At 70.0% G+C, this 18,592-nt stretch carries 12 protein-coding genes; 5 read left to right on the top strand and 7 right to left on the bottom strand.

The genetic code is table 11. The annotated features are described in order from the left end of the window. Positions 1-46: 46 nt before the first annotated feature. The 4 genes from OHA64_RS48915 to OHA64_RS48900 are packed head-to-tail and all read right to left on the bottom strand — an operon-like array spanning position 47 to position 4,844. Positions 47-1,375, bottom strand: coding sequence for an AAA family ATPase (locus OHA64_RS48915; protein WP_405606310.1), 1,329 nt, complete (start codon positions 1,373-1,375; stop codon positions 47-49). Further along, the gene (locus OHA64_RS48910) at positions 1,372-2,832 is read right to left on the bottom strand and encodes a hypothetical protein (protein ID WP_405606312.1); all 1,461 of its coding nucleotides are present in this window, start codon (positions 2,830-2,832) and stop codon (positions 1,372-1,374) included. Before OHA64_RS48910 ends, OHA64_RS48915 begins: the two co-directional genes overlap by 4 nt. Further along, entirely contained in the window at positions 2,829-3,974 is a 1,146-nt protein-coding gene (locus OHA64_RS48905; RefSeq protein WP_405606314.1) for a hypothetical protein, read from the bottom strand. The genes OHA64_RS48910 and OHA64_RS48905 overlap by 4 nt, the downstream gene beginning before the upstream one ends. A gap of 48 nt (positions 3,975-4,022) precedes the next feature. Next, positions 4,023-4,844, bottom strand: a complete 822-nt coding sequence (locus OHA64_RS48900; RefSeq protein WP_405606316.1) for a hypothetical protein — start codon at positions 4,842-4,844, stop codon at positions 4,023-4,025. 165 nt (positions 4,845-5,009) lie between these two features. Between OHA64_RS48900 and OHA64_RS48895 the strand changes: the two genes are divergently transcribed. From OHA64_RS48895 to OHA64_RS48875, 5 genes are all read left to right on the top strand, one after another. Then, the gene (locus OHA64_RS48895; RefSeq protein ID WP_405606318.1) at positions 5,010-6,266 is read left to right on the top strand and encodes an exonuclease SbcCD subunit D; all 1,257 of its coding nucleotides are present in this window, start codon (positions 5,010-5,012) and stop codon (positions 6,264-6,266) included. Beyond that, positions 6,263-9,472, top strand: coding sequence for an AAA family ATPase (locus tag OHA64_RS48890; protein ID WP_405606320.1), 3,210 nt, complete (start codon positions 6,263-6,265; stop codon positions 9,470-9,472). The genes OHA64_RS48895 and OHA64_RS48890 overlap by 4 nt, the downstream gene beginning before the upstream one ends. 393 nt (positions 9,473-9,865) lie before the next feature. Next, a complete protein-coding gene (locus OHA64_RS48885; protein ID WP_405623789.1) occupies positions 9,866-11,383 on the top strand; it encodes a Mu transposase C-terminal domain-containing protein in 1,518 nt (505 codons plus the stop codon). Next, positions 11,380-12,153, top strand: a complete 774-nt coding sequence (locus tag OHA64_RS48880; RefSeq protein WP_405606322.1) for an AAA family ATPase — start codon at positions 11,380-11,382, stop codon at positions 12,151-12,153. The genes OHA64_RS48885 and OHA64_RS48880 overlap by 4 nt, the downstream gene beginning before the upstream one ends. A 129-nt stretch (positions 12,154-12,282) precedes the next feature. Further along, a complete protein-coding gene (locus OHA64_RS48875) occupies positions 12,283-13,317 on the top strand; it encodes a hypothetical protein (protein WP_405606324.1) in 1,035 nt (344 codons plus the stop codon). Between the two features lie 144 nt (positions 13,318-13,461). Here the strand turns inward: OHA64_RS48875 and OHA64_RS48870 are convergent, their stop codons facing one another. From OHA64_RS48870 to OHA64_RS48860, 3 genes are read right to left on the bottom strand one after another with little or no spacing between them, the layout of a single operon-like run. Next, positions 13,462-14,880, bottom strand: a complete 1,419-nt coding sequence (locus tag OHA64_RS48870; RefSeq protein WP_405606326.1) for a Wadjet anti-phage system protein JetD domain-containing protein — start codon at positions 14,878-14,880, stop codon at positions 13,462-13,464. Then, positions 14,873-17,944 (bottom strand): hypothetical protein, encoded by a 3,072-nt coding sequence (locus OHA64_RS48865; protein WP_405606328.1) that lies wholly within the window; start codon positions 17,942-17,944, stop codon positions 14,873-14,875. The genes OHA64_RS48870 and OHA64_RS48865 overlap by 8 nt, the downstream gene beginning before the upstream one ends. Beyond that, positions 17,941-18,591, bottom strand: coding sequence for a hypothetical protein (locus OHA64_RS48860; RefSeq protein WP_405606330.1), 651 nt, complete (start codon positions 18,589-18,591; stop codon positions 17,941-17,943). The genes OHA64_RS48865 and OHA64_RS48860 overlap by 4 nt, the downstream gene beginning before the upstream one ends. Between the last annotated feature and the right edge of the window lies 1 nt (position 18,592).

The following is an 18,592-nucleotide window of genomic DNA, read 5'->3' as shown; positions in this document are numbered from 1 at the left end:
AGGTTACCGCCTCTGGGGGCTGAGGGGATCGACTCCTGAGGGTGGGTCAGGCCTGGATGGTGTGGTGGGTCAGGTGTTGGAGGACTGTGTGGTTGGCTTCCCAGCCGTCGGGGATTTTGGAGGGTGCGCCCAGGTAAACCGGCTCGTCACAGGGGTGGGTGTCGAGGACGTCGGCGATGCCGGCGCGGGCGACGACGATGCAGGTGTGGCGGTGGCGGGAGGTCAGGACACACAGGCGGCCGGCTTCCAGGTGGAAGGCGGAGGCGTCCGTGCGGCCGGAGAGAGGGTGCAGGACCAGGGTGACGCTGCACTGGTGGCCCTGGAGGCGGTTCGCGGTGCCGATGCTGATGCCGTGCAGGCGAGGATAGTGCTGGGCCTGCAGGGAGCGCAGGCGTTCGGCCTGGACGCTGTGCGCGGTGCCGATGGCGATGTCGGCGGGGCGCAGGACCTGTCCCTCGGGGTTGAGTTCGCAGGTTGTGGTGGCCTGTCGGATCAGGAGCCGTTCGGCGAGGGCGAGGGTCGTGTGGAGGGCTTCGAGGTCGATGCGGTGGGTGCAACGGGCGGGCAGTTCCAGCAGTGCCCAACCGGTGCGGGCGGCGTGTTCGATGGTCGCGTCGAGGGGGGTGCGTATGCCTTTGGCGGTGAAGGCCAGGGTGCGCTGCGTCTCGTGGGTTCCAGCGCGGAAAGAGGTGGAGGGGTAGAAGGCTTTGTTGATCAGGGGGACGGCCGAGGGGGGCAGGCGCCAGGAGACGGGCAGGGAGTGGAGGGGCAGGTCGCGGTTCTTGTCGAGGACGACGGCCGCCGCGCTGTTGACGGGGTGGTGGGGCAGGCCCTCCCAGCGGGAGGTGTCGATCTCGGAGAACGGGTCGAGTTGTCCGGGGTCCCCGACGAACAGGGTCTGGTCGAAGAGGCCGGCGGTGCGCAGAAGTGTGCCGGAGCGCATCTGGTAGGCCTCGTCGATGATCGCCCAGGGCCAGTGCCGGTCCGTGACGGTCGCCCATTTCAGGGCGGTGCCCACGATGACCTGGGCTGTTTTGAGGTCCTGGATGCGAGTGCTGGCCCGCACGCGGGGCAGCGTCAGCAGGCTGTCGGGCACCGTGTACTGCGTTGCGGTGAGCCGGGCGATCGACAGGCGGGGGTGGAGGTTGGTGAGGCGCAGCACGAGGTCGTCGACCTGGGTGTTGGTCTGGGCGATGACGGCGCAGGGGTGCCCGGGCCGGGTGAGGATTCCGGCGGCGCGTGCGACCAGGGTGGTTTTGCCGGCGCCGGGCGGGGAGTCCACGACCATGCCGCGGTGGGTGAGAGTGGGGAGTTGGTCCAGGATGGCGCGGGTGGCGGGGTCTGCTGGTTGCGCCGGCTGGTGCGAGGAGGTCACTGCTCCTCCTTGCTGTCGCCGTGGTCGGGGGGTGGTCCCCCGTGGGTCCAGGGGGTCTGGTCGCGTGAGGGGAAGGCTGGTTTTCGGGAGTGTTCGGGGGCGGCGGTGAGCACGAGGAAGGCGCCGGCGCTGGGCAGAACGGTGTGGTTGGGGCGGTCGACGCGCCCCATGCCGGCGGTGATCTCCAGTTCCACGAGGGTGTCGCTGTCCCGGGGGATGACCTCGCGGACCTGGTAGCGGGCGGTGCGGTGCAGGTGGCTCGCGAGAAGCCGGCCGGGTTCCAGATGTACGGGATCCTCGGTGGACAGGGTGATCCGTGGGCGCCACAGGGCGCGGCCGGTGGTTCCGCGGATGATGTGCTGGGTGTCGACCGCGGTGACGGTGCCGCCGACGGCTTCGCCTGCGGTGCGCAGTTCGGCACGCACGAACGGATCCTCCAGGGCTCGGTCGGTGTGGAAGGCGGCTGCCGCTGCTTCCTTTCGTTCCAGGCCGATGGCGGCGGCCACTGCCTGGTCGTGGGCCGGCCGGGAGCGGCCACCCTGTTCGAGGTAGGTGCTCTGGTCGGTGAACTCGCTGCGCTCGGTGGCCCAGCGGCGCCCTGCGCTCGGGGTTTCGGGGATGGCCTGCAGCAGTGTGTAGGCGTGCCACATGCGGTCCCAGGTGGGCTGGAGGTAGCCCGTCAGGAGTTGTTCGAGATCCTTCAGGGCTGGTGCGGGGTCGCGGGCGAAGGCGTCGAACAGGGGGTCCAGCTTCTCGTTGTCGAAGGCGGCGGCGGTGCCGGGGCCGGCGGGGCGGTGCGTGGCCGGGTCTTCGGCGCGGCGCGCGGCGTCGCGTCCGTCGGCGCTGCCGGGGGGCGGGTCGATCCATGCCAGGAGAGTGGCGAGGTCTTCGTCGTCCTGCGGACTCTGCCCCGTGATCCAGTGCATGGACAGCAGGTCGGTGAGGGGGATGAGGGCGGCGGAGCCGGGTATCTCGGCGCGGTCGGTGAAGTGGGTGAGCCACTGTCCCAGGCGCCTGGCGGAACGCGTGGCGGGGGTCTGGTCGTCGAGGGGGCGGAACCGCAGGTCCAGTCCGAGGTTCTGCAGGAATTTCACGGCTTGTGGGTTGGGGACCAGGAGTTGGGGCGCGTCGGTGTAGCGCTGGTATGCCGGGCGGGTGGAGGTGGCGGGCAGGTATTCCCTGCTGAGCTGGTGGGATTCGATGTGGACGATCAGCGTCTCGGCCAGGGCCGCGCGTATGGTGGCGGTGCTGCCCGAGGGCGGCGCTGTCAGCAGGCGCGGCCGCAGGGGGTCGGTGCCCAGCATGACTGCCAGGGGTCGTGCGGCGGGTCCGGTTCGTTTCAGTGGCAGCAGCATCAGGGGCTGGTCGCTGAGGTGGAAGTGGCGTACGTGGCTGGTGCGGATGGCGTTGCCTGCGGCGTCGGCACGCAGCCGCAGCAGGGATGCGAGCAGACTCATACGGTGCCCGCCTGGAGGCCGTCGTAGAGGCGTTGTGCGTGGCGCAGGGCACGGGTGATGTCCGCTTGGGCGTCCGAGGGGTGGATGCGGCCATCGACCAGGGCGAGGGCGGTAGTCGAGGTGACTATGCCGGCTGTGTCCTCGCGGACGATGGTGCCCAGTGCCTCGGTGCGGTTGCGGGCGCGGGCCTCGTCGCGGCAGTGGACGGCCAGGTCGCAGTGGCTGCGGCAGCGGCGGGGGGTGTAGCGCGGCGTCAGAAGGGCCAGTGCGGCAGCAAGTTCGGTGCCAGGACGGGTCGGCTTCCCGTCCGGGCCGGAGACCGGGTCGAAGGTGGTGTCCGGCGGGAGTTGGTCAAGTAGTTCGGGCAGGCGTCGCAGTCGGTCCAGGTGGAAGCGCAGGGTCCTGACCTGTCGGCGGGCGCATTGGAGTACGGCCGTGGGGCGCGCGGTGAAGTTCAGCGGGTTGATCAGGACGACGTCGTCGGAGACGCGCTCGGGTGGCAGGCCTTTGTCGGCGAGGATGTCGCGCAGGGCCAGGATGTAGGCGGCGGCCTGGGTCAGTGCTGCGTTGACGCTGGCCGGGTCGGCCTGCCCGTAGATGACGGGGAAGGACTTGATCTCCACGACGTGGAAGGTGCCGTCGTGGTGGAAGGCGACGACGTCGGGTTCCAGGTAGACGTGGTGGCCGGCGACGGGCAGGCGCAGGACCGGGTGGTTGAGCAGGGTGCGCGGGGGCGCCAGGTTGGTCGCTGCGGCGAGGATGAACGAGCGGGTGTGGATGTAGCGCAGCCGGGGTGTGGACCTGTCCTGGTCGGTGGCGACCGAGTTGAGGTCTTCGTAGCCGACCTCGGGCAGGTCGAGGTCCAGGGTCTCGCGCAGCAGGCGTACGAGTTCGGCGTGGTCGCGGCCGATGACCCGGTCTTCGAAGGCGAGGCCGTGTTTGAGGGCGAGTTGGGATTTCCCCGAGGGCCTGGGCGCGCCCAGGTGGGCGGCGAGGGCGTCCTTGTCGATGCCGGCCGCGTCGAGCACGGCCCGGCGGTCGCAGGCAGGGTTGGCGGTCAGCGCGGCCAGGGTGCGTGCACTGTGCGGCAGCGGCCGGCTTGGTCCTCGCAACACGTCCAGACGTGTGTCGAGCGAGCTCACGGGTTTCCTCGGAAAGGGGCGGGGCACTGCTGTGCGGTCGGAAGGGGGTTACGCCGTGCGGCGGACGCGGTTCGCGTTGTGCAGGGTGCTGCCGAAGATCTGGTCGGTGTCGTTGAGCTGCTTGCGGGCGCGGTCGGCCGCGTCTGCGCGGGTGTTCGCATCGTCTGTGGCGTGGACGGCCAGCTCGTCCTCTGCAGCAGCGCGCAGCGCGTCCAGTTCCACGGGACCCCGGGTGCCCGGGTAGCCGGGGATGTTGCGGCGGTAGTGCTGCAGGAGCTGCTGGAGGGGCTGGGGCGGGACGTCGTCCGCGCGCTGCCCGGCGGCGTCCGCGATGCGCAGCGCGGCGGTCAGGAAGTGGACCCGGTGGGTGAGCGGCCCCACCAGGCGTTGTTCCAGCGGCCAGTTGCTCAGGGCGAGGAGGGCGCGGGCCGGGGAGAGCAGGTCGCAGGTCAGGGCCGGGCAGATGTAGTACGTGCGGGCGAAGGGGGCCGTGCGGAAGGAGCGTTCCTCATCACGGCGCACCGTGGTCAGGCGCGGGGTGTTCAGCGGGTGCCCGTAGAACGCCTCGTGGACCTGGCTCAGCAGTTTCGGCGTGGTGGGGACGGTCAGCAGGGTCAGCGTCTGGTGGACCTGCTCGCGGATGGGCAGGCCGCCGCGCGGGGGCCGGGGCGCGCTCGCCGGAGCGGGCTCCGGCTGGGCTGACGCTGTTTCGTCGGCGGGCAGGACCAGCGAAGCCCAGTATGCCTGTGTGCTCTTCAAGTCCGCGTACAGCGAGGCCACTTGGGCGTCGTCGTGTTGCAGGCGTGCCTGCAGCATCGCGTGCTGCAGCTGCTGCATGCGTGTCTCGAGTGCCTCCAGGAGCTCCTGCATGTCTCAGATATTAGCAGGACCCTTCTTTTCCTGTTTTACCTCGTGTTTCTGATGTACGGTTCTGGGGCCGCAGGCACTTCACGTGTCTCGCCACGCCTCCAGCGCGTGCCCCTGACGACGTATCCGGGGACGCGCTCCCACGCTTCCAGAAAGGCTCATGGCTGCATGAGCAGAGTGATCCACACCTCCGACTGGCACCTGGGCGCCACCTTGTACCGGCACTCGCGTGAGGAGGACTTCGACGCAGTCCTCCCCGAGATCGCGGCCCTGGCCCGGGAGTGCCAGCCGGACCTGATCGTCCACAGCGGCGACCTGTTCCACTCCTTCCGCCCGGGCGCCCGGGACCTGTCGCGCGCCATCCGCACGCTGGACGAGCTCGCCGCCGTCGCCCCCACCGTGGTGATCGCCGGCAACCACGACTCCCCCGCCTACTTTGAGTTCCTCAACCTCGTCAGCGGCCCGACCCGGGGCCGCGGGCTGTACTTCGTCGACCGATTCCGCCCCGGGCGCGAGGGAGGCATCCTGACGTTCGATGCCTGCGGGGGCGAGCAGCGCATACGCCTCGCCGTCATGCCGTTCGTGCACCCGAACCAGTTCTGGCAGCGTTCCTCCCCATCGGGCGTCACGTCCGCCGACTACGTGCAGGCGATGCGCGGACTCCAGGCGGAACTGACGGAGGCGCTGCACGACGAGTACGACCCGGGCCGGGACGTCCTGCTGTTCGCCGCCCACCTGTTCGTCGCCGGCGCCAGGCCGGCGCACAGCGAACGCGGCGTGGACACCGACGCGGCCTTTGCCACCGCCCCGGAGGACCTGCCGGCCGTCTCGTACGCGGCGCTGGGGCACATCCACGCCCCACAGGCGGTGAAGGGCGTTCCGTTCGCGGCCCGTTACGCAGGCAGCCCGCTGCAGATGGACTTCGGCGAGCACAAGGACGTCAAGAGCGTCGTGGTCGTCGACGCCGACCCGGGCCGGCCGGTACGCGTCCAGCCGCACCGCCTGACCGGCGGCCGGCGGCTGGCCTATTTCGAAGGGACGCTGGACCGCCTGCGCGCCGAGGCCGGCCAGTACGAGGGAACGTTCCTCAAAGCGGCCATCACCGGCGAGGACGACGGTGTGCTGCTGAGCCGCAGGATCGCTGACATCGTCCCCGGCGCGATCGTCGTCGACGCGGCCCCGGTACGCGAAGCAACGGCCGGCAGCGTGCTGGCCGACATCCCGGCCGACGAGCCAGACCTGCCCGACTCGTTCCGCACCTATCTGACCGAAGCAGGCCTGGACGAGCCTGCCGCACGGTCCACCGCCACCGCGTTCGCCCGCCTGCTCAGCGAGGTCGACGACGAGGCTCCCCCGCCGGTCCCGGCCGAGGAACTGCTGCGCGCCGCGCTGGAGGACATCTGGACGGGGACGGAGGCGTCATGAGGCCCCTGCGACTGACCGTGTCGGGGGTCCGCAGCTACCCCGGCACCTGCACAATCAACTTCGCCGGCAAGCGGCTGGCCGGGATCCTGGGCGACACCGGTGCGGGCAAGTCCACCCTCCTCGAAGCCATCATCTTCGCCCTGTACGGCAGATCCTCGTGGGCCGCGGCTAACGGCCGTGAGCTGATCAGTACCGGACTCGACGAGATGAGCGTGGCGTTCGAGTTCTCCGTCGACGGCCGGCCGTGGAGCGTGCGGCGCACCCAGTACAGGAAGCCCAGCAAGCGGCCGAAGGCCGTGCTCGAGCCCCTGGACGGCGACTCGTCCCTGGAACGGGTCGACTCGAGTGACAAGGTGACCGAGGCGGTCTCCCAGATCATCGGCCTGGGCTACGACGGCTTCGTCAGCACGGTCCTGCTGCGCCAGGGCAACTTCGACACATTACTCAAAGCCGCCCCCGCACACCGCGCGGGCATCCTGCGCCACATCTTCGGCATCCACGAACTGGAACGCGTGCGCAAGCACACCCTCGCACGCATGGAGGCTCTGAAGGCGAGCACGACCGAGGCCGCCTGGGCCCGCGCGAACCTGCTGCGGGACCCGGTCGCCAGCGCCGCCCAGGCGGTCCTGGACGTGGAACGCACCCGCATCACCGCGACCCGGCGGCGCGAACGCCTGGACCTCCTGCGGCACGCGCAGGGCGAAGCGGCCCGGAGCAAGCAGCGCAAAACCGAACTGGACCGAGCCGCACGGCTGCTGCGCGAGCGCGCCACCGCCGACGCCGGTGCCACGATGGCCGAACTCGCACACACCCAGCAGGCCCTCGACGCCGAAACGGCAGCCCTCGACACGGCCGGACACGAGCTGCGCCTGCGCGTGGAGGCCGCACAGACCGCGCTGGATGCCGCCGCGCAGGCCGGTCACACCGTCCGCTCTCTCGACAGTGCCCTGACGGCCCTGTCCCGTCTGCCCCGGCGCGTGAGCGAACTGGACGCCACGGCCCGGCGGTTGGAGCAGGAGCTGTTGCTGCACAGCGCGCAGGAGCAGGAGGACGCGCAGGCCCGCCAGGACCTGCAAGCGCGCGAGCAGGCCAGGGCGGCGCTCGCCGAGGCGGCCGGGCAGGCCGAGCGCGCCGTGAACCGTGCACGTACCGATACCGACCAGGTCCAAGAAGCCGTCCGGGCGGCGCTGCAGGAGGCCTGCGCCGCGGCCGTGCACCTGCAGAGCCAGTGCACAGCGCTGGAATCCGCGGACGGCCAGCGCACGCGCAGCACCGGCCTTCAAGAGCGGCTGGAGCCCCTGCACAAGGCGCACGACGCGGCACAGGACGCGCTCGCGGCACTGAAATGCGGCGACGCGGCCCACGCGGCCGGTGCCGCCCTGGCGCCGGGGGACGCCTGCACGGTGTGCACCCAGACGGTGCCCAGCGGCTTCACCGCCCCGCCGCCGCTGGACGGCAAGGCCCTGGAGCGGGCCAAACGCGTGGTCCGCAAGCACGCACTGGCCTACAACAACGCGGTGTCCGCTTCGGCACAGGCGGCCGCCGAGTTGGGCGCGGCCGAAGCGAAGGCCGCCGAGCACCGGCGCGAGCACCTGGGTGCCCGCGAGCGTATGCAGACAGCGCTGCTGCAGGTGAAGGAGCTGGCGGTCGCAATCGGACCGATGCGCTCGCCCGCCACAGCCCTGGCGCTGGACGCGCTCGTCCAGGAGGTCGTCGACCAGGCACAGGCCATGAGCGAGGGCGAGCCGAAGACCCGGCCCCAGCTGTCCCGTGCGGTCACCGCTCTGGTGCGGCCGCTGCGCGACGCGGAGGCGGACACGCTGCAGGAGCACACGAGCGCGCAGGCGCGACTGGCCACAGCGCAGGCCGAGGACGACGCGGCCCTGGCTGAGCTCAGACGACAGCGCGCTCGCCTGCTGCGTGAGCGCAAGCGGCTGGACAAGGCACAGCAGCAGTACGACAGCGATCTGCTGACGGTGACGAAGGAGATCGCCGAGCTGCCGGTCCCCCTGCGCCCCGGCGGCCCCTCGCAAGAGACGCTGCCCGATGCGTCGGCCATTGCCCGGGCGAAGGCCACGGCCGAGGAACTGCTCCCCCGGCTCGAGCAGACCCAACGCGAGCGTGACGAGGCCACGCAGGCGCTGGCCGCACACGCCGAAGACCGGCAAGCCCTGCAGGAACGGCACCGGCTGACAGTCGAGGTACCCACCCGCGCACTGCTGACCCGGCTGCAGCGCTGGGCAGACGCGGCTACCGACGCCCAGAGCGTCCTCGACCACCAGGAACAGGCCGAGGTCCCGTCACCGGTGGACGGCAGTGACCTGCCCGGCGTCGAGGCATACGCGGCCGCTCTGGCCTCTCTCGGCACGCGGCTGACCGACGAGCTGAAGCAGGCCTCGCGGCAGGCCGCCGCACAAATACGCGCGTTCGAGAAGGAGATCACCGCGCAAGCCGGCGCCCGTGCCGACGACACCGACCCGGACCCCGGCTTCCCGCTGCCGGCGAAGGGCGACCCGCTGGCTCCCGGTTGCCTGGACCCGCTCAGCCGCAAGACCAGCAAGGCGGAGGCCTCACACGACAGGGCCAGAACCGAACTGCGCACCGCGCAGTCCCAGATCCCCTACGCCCAGACACTGGACACCGCCCTGCAGGAGGCGCATCGGCAGATCGCGGAGTGGAAAAGCGTGTGCGACCACCTCACGGATGCCAACTTTCTCAGCTACCTCACCGAGCGACGCACCCGTGCGCTGCTCGTCCACGGCAGCAGGATCCTGCTCGAACTCTCCGCAGGGGCATACGCGTTCACCGAGGACTTCCGGATCATGGAGCTGGCCACGAACCTCACGCGCAGTCCGGAGACCCTCTCCGGCGGCGAGACCTTCCAGACCTCCCTCGCCCTGGCCCTCGCGCTGGTCGAGTTCCACAGCCGCAGCCACAGCAAGCTGGAGAGCCTGTTCCTGGACGAAGGATTCGCCTCGCTGGACGCCACCCGACTGGAAGACGCGCTCGCAGCCCTGCGAAGCACCGTGCTGGCCGGGGACAAGACGATCGTTGTCATCAGCCACCTGTACTCGGTGGCAGAGGCCGTCAACGACGTTCTGTGGGTCGGCAAGGTCGCCCACGAGTCCAGTGCGGAGTGGCTCACGCCGGAGCGGCGCGAGAATCTCATCCAGGACGGCATCAAGCAGTTGCAAGAGCTGACCTGACATCCAGCGGGCCGGCCGGCTCCCGCCCTCCTGTGCGCGACGGCCGGCCCGCCACCTGCTCCACACCACCCGGCAATGGCCCCGCACGCCCGCAAACGGCGCGCGGGCAGGCCTGCGGGCGAACCATCTCCCGGGCAGCAGCGACCTCGTAGAGACCCACCGGTTGCAGGCGACAGGCCGCACCGGGCCACGAGCCGTGCCCGGTGCGGGACACCGGTATCCGGGCACAGCCCGCACCCCCTCGGGGGGACCTGAAGCGCCCGGGCCCGGGCCGGCCCTGTGCGCCGTAGCGACATCATCGAAGGAGGCGACCGCGTGAGCGGCTCCCCTGACTCCACGTCACCACCCCTCACCCCACCGGGCCTCACCGCCCGCTGGGCCAAGACCGCGGCGCTGTCGCGCCTGACCGCACTGGACGAGCACGGCCATCTGAGGACCGCGCACGTGAACCTGGCCGCCGCAGCGCTGGGGCGCTCGCCACGCACGGTATGGCGGTGGATCGAGCGGGCGCGCACCCCTGGTGACGCCGCACCGGCCCGCGCGAAGTTCACCATCACCTCGGAGATCCGGCGGCTGCTGGTGCTGTGGGGAGGCAACGCCTCCGCCGTGCACCGCGAGCTGGTGCAGCGCCGCCGGAAGGACCCCAAACTGCCCAAGGTGCCGTCGCTGGCGACGCTGCACCGAGCGCTGCGCCGGGACCTGACCCCCGGGGACCGGGCCGGGCTCGCCCACGGCGAGGCCGCCCGGCGGGCCTTCGACGTGTTCGGACAACGCCCGACGGAGCACCGCAACGCCGCCTGGGAGGGCGACCACAAGTGCGTGCCCGTGCAGGTGTCGGTGGAGGGCGAGCACGCGCGGCCCTGGGTGACCTGGTTCATCGACTGCGCCACCAAGGTCATCACGGGCGTGGCCGTGACCCCCCACGCGCCCAGCAGCGACGCGGTGCTCGCGGCCCTGCGCACGGCCCTGGACCGTGCGGAGCCCTTCGGCCCGGCCGGGGGCCTGCCCGACCTGATCCGCGTGGACCGCGGCAAGGACTTCCTGTGCGCCGCGGTGACCTCGGCGCTCGGCGCGTTCGCCGTGCCCGTCATCGACCTGCCGGCGTACACCCCGCATCTGAAGGGCACGATCGAGGCGCTGAACGACGCGGTCGAGGAGATGCTGTTCGTCTCCATGCCGCGCTACGTCCACCAGCAGAAACTCCCCGGCGGCCGCAGCATCGACCCGGACGCGCCGGCGCTGGCCTTCGAGGCGTTCGTAGAGCTGCTGCTGAAGTGGGTGGACTGGTGGAACACCGAACATCTTCCCCGAGCGCTCAACGGCCGCACCCCGATCGAGGCGTGGCAGGCGGACCCCACTCCCCTGCACGACATCCCCGCCGCACAGCTAGCCCGCTTCGGGCTCACAGACGACGGACGCACCCGCAAGATCACCACGCAGGGAGTGCGGTGGCGTAACCGCCACTACATCGCGCCGTGGATGGTGGGCCGGGCTGGTGTGCCGGTCGTGACGCGGCACCTGCCCCACCACGGCACCAGCATCGAAGTGTTCGGCCTCGACGGCGTACACCTGGGAACGGCGGTCCTGGCTGAGGCAGCCAGCAAAGAGCAGGTCCGCGAAGTGCGCAACGCCCGTAAGGCCAAGGAACGACAGCTGCGCGCGGACATGAAGGCCGCAGCCAAGCTGCGCCGTGAGCGCTTCAAAGCCGCCACCACCGCCGCCCCGCCCGAGCGCCTGGGCGCGCTGACCGAGGCGGAAGCCGACGCAGAGCTCTCCGGGTGGGACACCTCCGGCCGAAGGCAGGCCAATCCCGGCTACATCCCGCACCAGCCCGTCCCGGACGGCTGGGCACACCCGCTCCCGCCTGGCACCGGCGAGCCGGACCCCGACAATCCCAAGGAGAACACGTGAGCGGCGACATGGACTACGGCAAGCTCCCCCCGGAGAGCGCCGACCACTTCCACCACCTGGACGCCCACCTGGTGGCCACCGACGCGCTCATGACGACGCTGGACAACATCCAGGCGACGATCGAGGCCAAGGCCATGATGTGCGCCTACGGGTCGGCCGGCTACGGCAAGACGATGTCGGTGAACTCGGCACTGCGCAAGCTCGCCCCCGACATCACCTACCGCCTGGAACTGCGCTCGGGCCCCACCCCTCGCGACATCCGCCACGGCCTGTTCCGGGCCCTGGGGCTGCCCGGGGAGCCGCCGACCCGCCCGATCGAGTTCGACACCCTCCTGAAGGAGACCCTGTCGCAGACGTTCCGGGTGCTGGTGTGCGACGAGGCCCAGTGGATGGGCCGCAGCTCGTTCGAGTACTGGCGCCATCTGTGGGACGACCGCAACACCGACATGGCGGTGATCTTCGCCGGTGGCGACAACTGCTACAAAGTCCTCAAGCGTGAGCCGATGCTGGCATCGCGCGTCTTCATCTGGCAGAAGTTCCAGCGCATGTCCGAGGACGAGGTCCTCGCCACCCTGCCGGTGTTCCACTCCCTGTGGGCGGGCGTCGACCCGCAGAAGGTCCGCGGCATCGACCGCGCCGCGGCGCACGGCAACTTCCGCAACTGGGGCACCATCACCAAACACATGCTCAACGGCATGGAGCAGATGGGGCTGACCGAGGTCAACGACGAACTCATCAACTGGGTCTACAGCAAGCTCGGCGGCATGTAGGACGGCGTGTCTGGGTTCCCGCGGCGGGCCGCCGCGGAACCCAGACACGGGCTGCGGCCCACGCCAGGAGGGTTTTTTCCTGGCAGGTCCGGGGCGGTGTGGCGGGGCGCGGCCGGGAAGGGGGTGGCAGTGGCGTACAGCGACGTGACGATCGTGGTGGACGAGCGGGACGACCTGTTCTACACCCGGGCGGCGCTTCAGGCACACCAGCCCGGGGAAGGCCGCATCACCGTGCAGCCGACGCCGGCCAGCGGCAGCCCAGCCGCGCTGGCGCACGACATGCTGTATGCGCTGGGCAAGCGGCTGGCCCCCGGGCTCCACTCCCCCGATGTGTGGCTGGATTCGGTGAACGCGGCCTGGCTTGCCGCGGCGGCCTGGGGTGTCGCGATGGGGGTGCGGCACGTGGTAGTCCTCCGGGCCCATCTGCTGACCCTCAGGCGCATCGACCAACTGCTCGCCTGGCGCGAGTTGACAGGGGCTCAGCTGACCTTGCTATGGCAGAAGCCGCCGCGTGGACTGCCGCCAGTGCTGGCCCGCGCGGAGCGCTGTATCAGCGGCCGAGACCAGTTCGAGGCGCTTCTCGCCGAGCCGGGACCGATACCCGCGCGCCCGCCCTTCCCTCCCGCTCCACCGATGGCGGGACCAGCGGCTGTGGCAGTGGCGGCGGGGCAGTCACCCGCCCGGCAGCCGCGGGAGAATCGGTCGGCGTCGCTGAAGCACGGGTGGCCGGCTCCCCCTTGCACCGGCGCGTTGGCAACGGCGCAGTTGGTCCAGGCCGCCCCTGCCCTCGAGATTGCGTTCGAGGAAGCCGCCGCTCTGGCCGCTCTCGCACACCCGCTCATCGCCGGAGCTCTGAGCGTGCTGGCCTTCACCCGGGCCGGCCTGGGCAGCCTGCGCTTCACCCGCGACCTCGACATCACCGGCGACGTCTGTGCCATCAAGCTCCACGGGGTCAACCATCGGTACTGCCCTCTGCACGCTGTGCCTGCCTGGGCGCGCCCGCTGCTGGCCGGCGCCCGCGCCCACCACCGTCTGACACCCCACCCGCCCGGGGACAGCGTGTTCGCCCCCGTGATGTCCGCCGAAGCCCGGCATCTGCGCGCGCACGCCGGACGGCTGCCCCGGCTCGGCCTCTCCCAGCCCGCCAGCGCCCTCGTCCCTTGAGCTGTGCGTACCGCCCCCCTGCGTGCCAGAACCGCGGCAGCATTGATGCCGCGTTCGCAACAGGCCACCAACCGGGGCCAGAAAGCTAGGAGTTGTGAACGACAGCCCGGCCCGAGTAGACCCGCTCTGCCCGCTTCTACGAGGTCAGGACCTGCCAGACACGTGCACGGCTTTCAGCAAACTCGGGAGTGTGGGGAGGACTTCGTCGTAGAGCGTCTCCTGTTCGCAGCCGTGCCCGTCGGTCCGAGCGATCTCTTCGGCCAGATCACGCAGAGCCTCGATGCCATCGCACGCTAGCCGGGCGGCGAGCTTGCGGTTCTCCTCCAGTTTCGTGGGCTCCTGGCGGTACTTGGTGCCGCCCCGGTAGAGGTCGACGGTCATCGCGACGGGTGTGATGGGCCGCCTGATGCGGTCGGCGAGATTACCGATGATGCGGATGCCGTGGGCGTCGAGGTCGCCCCATGCCGCGAGGGGCAGGCCATCGAGGCCGCGGAGGAATTCGGCCAGTCCGTCGGTTGCATAGCCCTTGCCCCAGATACACAGCCAACTGTCGGCTATCTCCGAGATCTTGCAGACCTGTTCGAAGGTGTCCTCGTTCTCGATCAGGAAGATGCCCTGGGCATCGCAGGAGATCATGCCGAGGGCACGGACTCCGCGGGCAGGAAGAGCGAGCCAGGGGTTGCAGGCTGCCGCATCGGCGATGACAGTACCGACGCGCCACTGGAGGGGGCCGCGGATGCGCAGTTCGGTGTCGGCTTTGTCGACGGCCTGGTCGAAGGGGATGCCGATCAGGTTAGAGAAGGCCTGTTGCCTGACGGGGGTCCAGGCGCTCTTGGTGTTGTGCAGGCTGCGTCCGGCGAGTTCCTTGGCGGTGATCTTGCGGGGTTTGCCTTGGGCGGGCCACCAGATGCCGGCGGCCCGGATGGCGACCTCGTAGACGCGCCAGTCCTCGGCTCGCGTGGTGGTGCCTTCGGGGATTTTCAGGACCCGGCCGGGAGGCGTCTTGGCCAGCAGGGCGTGCTCATGGGCGAGTTGAGGGAGGCCGGACATGATGTGAAGGAGCTCGCGGTGCAGGTCCTCGGGGTGCTGGCGGCCTTGGAGTTCGGCGAGTTTATCCTCGGCGAGTTCAGTCCATGACTGGGTCAGGGTCCATGAGCGTGGGCTGTAGCCGGTGGCGTTGACGACGTCGCAGCGCAGGATGACAGCGCCGCAGCGGATGAGGTCGACCACGCTTTGCCAGGCGTTGTCGCCGAGGTCGGCTTGGATCGTGGGCCAGCGCTTGGTGCTCTTGGTCTGCAGGACTTTGATCAGTTGTCGGGCGGTCAGGGTGGGCGGCGGCTCGTAGGGCCTGACGGGGTGGTCGGCGACGAGGTCGACCTGTCGGGGATTGACGCGTCGTCGATGGTCCCTGGGGACGCGCACGTGGATGGTGTCGTCGCCGTCCTTGGTGATGCGCGGCAGGGTGACGGCGGTGATGCCCGGCGGCAGGTTGCGCAACGGTACGGTCTCGCGGCCGTGTGCTTCGCCGATGAGGAGTGGAGGCCGGGGGGTGAGGTCAGGCATAGGTGCGTCCTGCGGTGATCCAGTCTTCCGTGAGCTGGGTGCGGGCACCGTTGCTGTCGAAGGCCCATGCGCTGGTGGGCTGGTTGATGATGTCGGCCGCTGATGCGTGGACGAACCACAGCAGTTCCCCGCAGACATCGGCGGCGTCGGCAAGGACGCTGTCCTGGCAGGTGCCGAGGATGGTCAGGTGTTGCTCGCGGGCGACGTCGCGCAGGGCGGCGAGCATGTCCTTTCGGTTGACCTCTCCGAGGCTGTTGCCGAGTTCATCCAGGATCAGGACTCTGCCCTGGGTCTGGGAGTCGGCGAGGAGCGCCGCGAGGACGAGCAGGATGGCGTGCACCTTGACCTGGGCGCTGTTGGCGTTTTCTCGGTAGGGGACGTATCCGCCGCTGCGGGAGCGTTTCCATCGCGGGATGACCTGCCACTGCCAGTCACCGGCCCCCTGGGGGCGGACGCTGATGTGTTCGAGCTTGGCCCCGTAGCCTTCGCTGCGCAGGTCGAGGTCGTTGAAGGCGGCGCTGATCTGAGCGAAGAGGCCGTCAAGGTGCTTTTCGATCATGTCCTGGAGGGTTTCCAGGTTGCGGGCGCTGGTGGCGACCCCGTTGGTGAGTTCTGTGATCGCCTGCTCCCGGGCGTGCTGGTCGTGGGTGACGCGCGCTGCGGCAACCTCATCCTGGTCCCGGTGGCCGGCGAGGCGATTATCCAGCGGGGCTGCCACGTCGGCGAAGGTGAGAGAGGGGAGGCTGGCGGGATCGGTGTCAGCGAAAGTCCGCATCATTTCCTCGCCAGTGCGGAGGTCTTCGCCGATGTCCGCGCCTGGGGTGCCGTCGATGCCGTAGTGCTCGTAGGCTCGGCGCAGTCCGTCCTCCGCTTGTCGGCGCAGGGCCGCCGGCCGGGATGAACGGGCCTGCTCCGATGCCTGGTCCAGGAAGTGGACGGCATCTTCGAGAGTGCCGTCCCACTGCAGCTGCCACTGGGATGCGGCGGCTTGACTGCGCTGACGTTCAAGCACCGCGAGGATACGGTGGCGTTCCTTGAGCGCATTGCCAGCCCCTTCCAGTGTGAGCTTTGCGTTGGCGAGGAGCTGCTCGTGGGAGGCGTGCCGGGCCACGGCCTCCTTCCAGGTCTGCTGGAGTTGCTGTTCGTCGCGCGCGGCGTTGTTGACGCGGCTGGAGAACTCGCCGATCTTGGTCTGAAGGTCGTTCTCCTGGGTACCAAGGCGCGCGAGTTCTTCAGTGGCCTGGGCAGCCGCGTGCTGGGTCTTGGCCAAGGTGAGGGCAGCGCTGGCAGCGGTCACAGCTTCGGTGGCCTCGGTTGCGAGCTGCTTGGCGGCTGCGAGATCGGCGCGTGCTTGTCGGAGCCGGGCTTCGCGCCCGGCCAGCGGGGTAGGGAAGCCGCCCGTCACGGTCAGAGCCAGCGCCTGGTCACGGACGGCAGTGCCATCGGCCGAGGGGATCAGGCGTTCTTGAAGAGTGCCAAGGAAGCGTGCCACTTTCAGGGTGGTGTGAATGCCCTGCGGCAGGCGTTCCTGCCTCACGTCGGACGAGATGATCTGTGCGCCGGGCAGAGCGGCGTGCAGAAGGCGTCGGGCCTTCTCTTCATGCTCGGGTTCGACGACGATCGCGTCCTGCCAGGGTGTCAGCCGCGGTTCCCACTCGGGGCGGGCGGCTTCGTCCACGTTGAGCTGGTCGAGCAGGCCGTGCGCGGGAATGCGGTGTTCGCTCAGCAGGTCGATGGCGTGGCCGGCTTGGCCACTGCGGCCCTGTTCGACGTTGTGCAGGTGTGTGCGGGCGCGGGTGACGGTGTCTTCGGCCTCGACGCGTTGCAACTCTGCCTTGGCGTGATCGCGCTGGCGTTGCTCCAGGCGGGTGGCTGCGGTGGCGCAGTCGCTGCCGTCCCAGCCCTGCACCTGGGGCAGGAGGATGGTCCGCTGACTGCGCAGCAGCGTCTGCTTAGTGGTCAACTCCGTTATTTTGCTGGATAGTTCGCGGACAAGTTGTTGGGCGTCGGACCACATCTGGCGGGCTTCGCGTTCCTGAGTGGCGAGTTCCTCGGCGGACCCGAGGGACTTCAACTGCTCCTCGGCGTCCCGCACCAGGGCTGCGGCTGTCGCAGCGGCCCCTTTCTCTTCCTCCATGGTCGCAGCGATGCGCTGGTCGCTCTGGTGGGCGTCGCGGTAGGAGGCCGCGAGGTAGCGGCGCCATGCCTCGTCGCCGCGCTGGAGAGAGAGGCGGGCGGTCTCGCGGGCGCGCACGCCGCTCATCACCTCTTCTTCTGCGAGCAGCGCCTGAGCGTGCTCGGTCTGGGCCTTGTCGAGTGCGATCTGGTGTTCCAGGGCCTGGCCGCGCAGATCGTCTTCTTCCTCCACCAGGGGTGTCATGCCCGACAGAGCGATCAGGGACCGGCCTATGTCGTGGGGCTCCATCTCGGTCAGCTGCTGGCTGAGCAGTGAGGGAACGGGCGGACGGAGGGCGGTGTCGAGGTAGGTGAGGCAGCGCGGGGCGGTGCCGTAGAGCTTCTCGGCCATGGCGCGGGCGGAGAGGATCTGGCGGGTTCCGAGCTCGCGCCACAGGGCGTCGGCCTGGATGCTGCGCTCGTGGTCAGTGGGGGCGTCGGCGACGTGCAGGCCTTCGGTCCAGTTGGCTTGCAGGTAGGGAGTGGTGGTGGCGATGCGGACCCATACGGTCAAGGGGCTGGTGGCGGGGTCGTCAGAGTGGGCGAAGACGCCGACGATGTAGCCGTGGGTGACCGGCGATGCTTGGTGGGCTTGGTCGACGCCGGCTGCGTCGGGGCGGAACAGGATGCCGCTGGCGTGCCGACCACCGTTGGTCTCCAGGCGCCACTGCGGGTCGGCCAGCAGCAGGGAAACGGCAATGAGGAAGCTGGTCTTGCCGGAGCCGTTCGAGTCGTCCTTGGGGCCGAGACCGGAGACTGCGATGAAGGTCTCCGGGACGATCGGAACGGCGTGTGCCGTGAGCCGGGCGATGTCGAAAGCTTGGACGGCGACGAGCTGGCGGTCGCCGACGATGCCCCGGGACAGGTCGGACGTGGGCGGGCTGGTCATGGTGTGTCGTGCACCTCGTGGTCGGGAGCGGTAGCCGTGGGCACGGCACGGGCGGCGTGGCGGCGACGGATCGATTCAGCGAGGGGACTGTCAGGATCGGCCAGCAGGATCAATCGTTCGAACAGTTCGGTGCCCACGGTCGGCGTCAGGCGCAGGAACTGGTTGCCCAGGACGTAGCCGGTTTTGGTACGACGGACCAGGTCTGCGTCGGTGAGACGCTGCAGCGCGCTGGTGAGGACCGTGTCGGACACCCGGCAGCCTTTGAGCTGGTCCCTGGGCACGGGGGTGCCCCGGGTCCACAGCTGGTCGGGCAGGGTAGTGCCGGATGCTCGGGGGATGGCGACGCTGAACATCAGGATCAAGGTGAGGACAGCGCGGTCCTCGCGAGGCAGGACCCCGATTCCTTCGTGCGCCAGACGTTGTCTGATCTCGTCGGTGTAACCGGAGAGGTAGCCGCCGCCAACCACGAGCAGAGTGCGTCCGGATGCGGTCAGTACCTGTTCCACCACGACCCGCAGCGGGGTCTCCGCGAGGGCGCGGTAGTGCGCTGGCCGCACAGGGAGCATGGCGGTCTCCACGGCGCAGACCGCCGCTCGGACATCGGCCCGCCGGTTGTGGGACAGGGCTTCCAGTGCCGGTACGTCCACC

This window comes from Streptomyces sp. NBC_00076 (assembly GCF_045041235.1).
Lineage (GTDB): Bacteria > Actinomycetota > Actinomycetes > Streptomycetales > Streptomycetaceae > Streptomyces.
This window is presented reverse-complemented; position numbering and strand designations above follow the sequence as displayed.

What these genes read in the sequence shown, in the direction of transcription:
- OHA64_RS48910 (WP_405606312.1), bottom strand. Translation starts at nt 2,832, where the DNA reads ATGAGTCTGCTCGCATCCCTGCTGCGGCTGCGTGCCGACGCCGCAGGC.
- OHA64_RS48900 (WP_405606316.1), bottom strand. Translation starts at nt 4,844, where the DNA reads ATGCAGGAGCTCCTGGAGGCACTCGAGACACGCATGCAGCAGCTGCAG.
- OHA64_RS48895 (WP_405606318.1), top strand. Translation starts at nt 5,010, where the DNA reads ATGAGCAGAGTGATCCACACCTCCGACTGGCACCTGGGCGCCACCTTG.
- OHA64_RS48890 (WP_405606320.1), top strand. Translation starts at nt 6,263, where the DNA reads ATGAGGCCCCTGCGACTGACCGTGTCGGGGGTCCGCAGCTACCCCGGC.
- OHA64_RS48870 (WP_405606326.1), bottom strand. Translation starts at nt 14,880, where the DNA reads ATGCCTGACCTCACCCCCCGGCCTCCACTCCTCATCGGCGAAGCACAC.
- OHA64_RS48865 (WP_405606328.1), bottom strand. Translation starts at nt 17,944, where the DNA reads ATGACCAGCCCGCCCACGTCCGACCTGTCCCGGGGCATCGTCGGCGAC.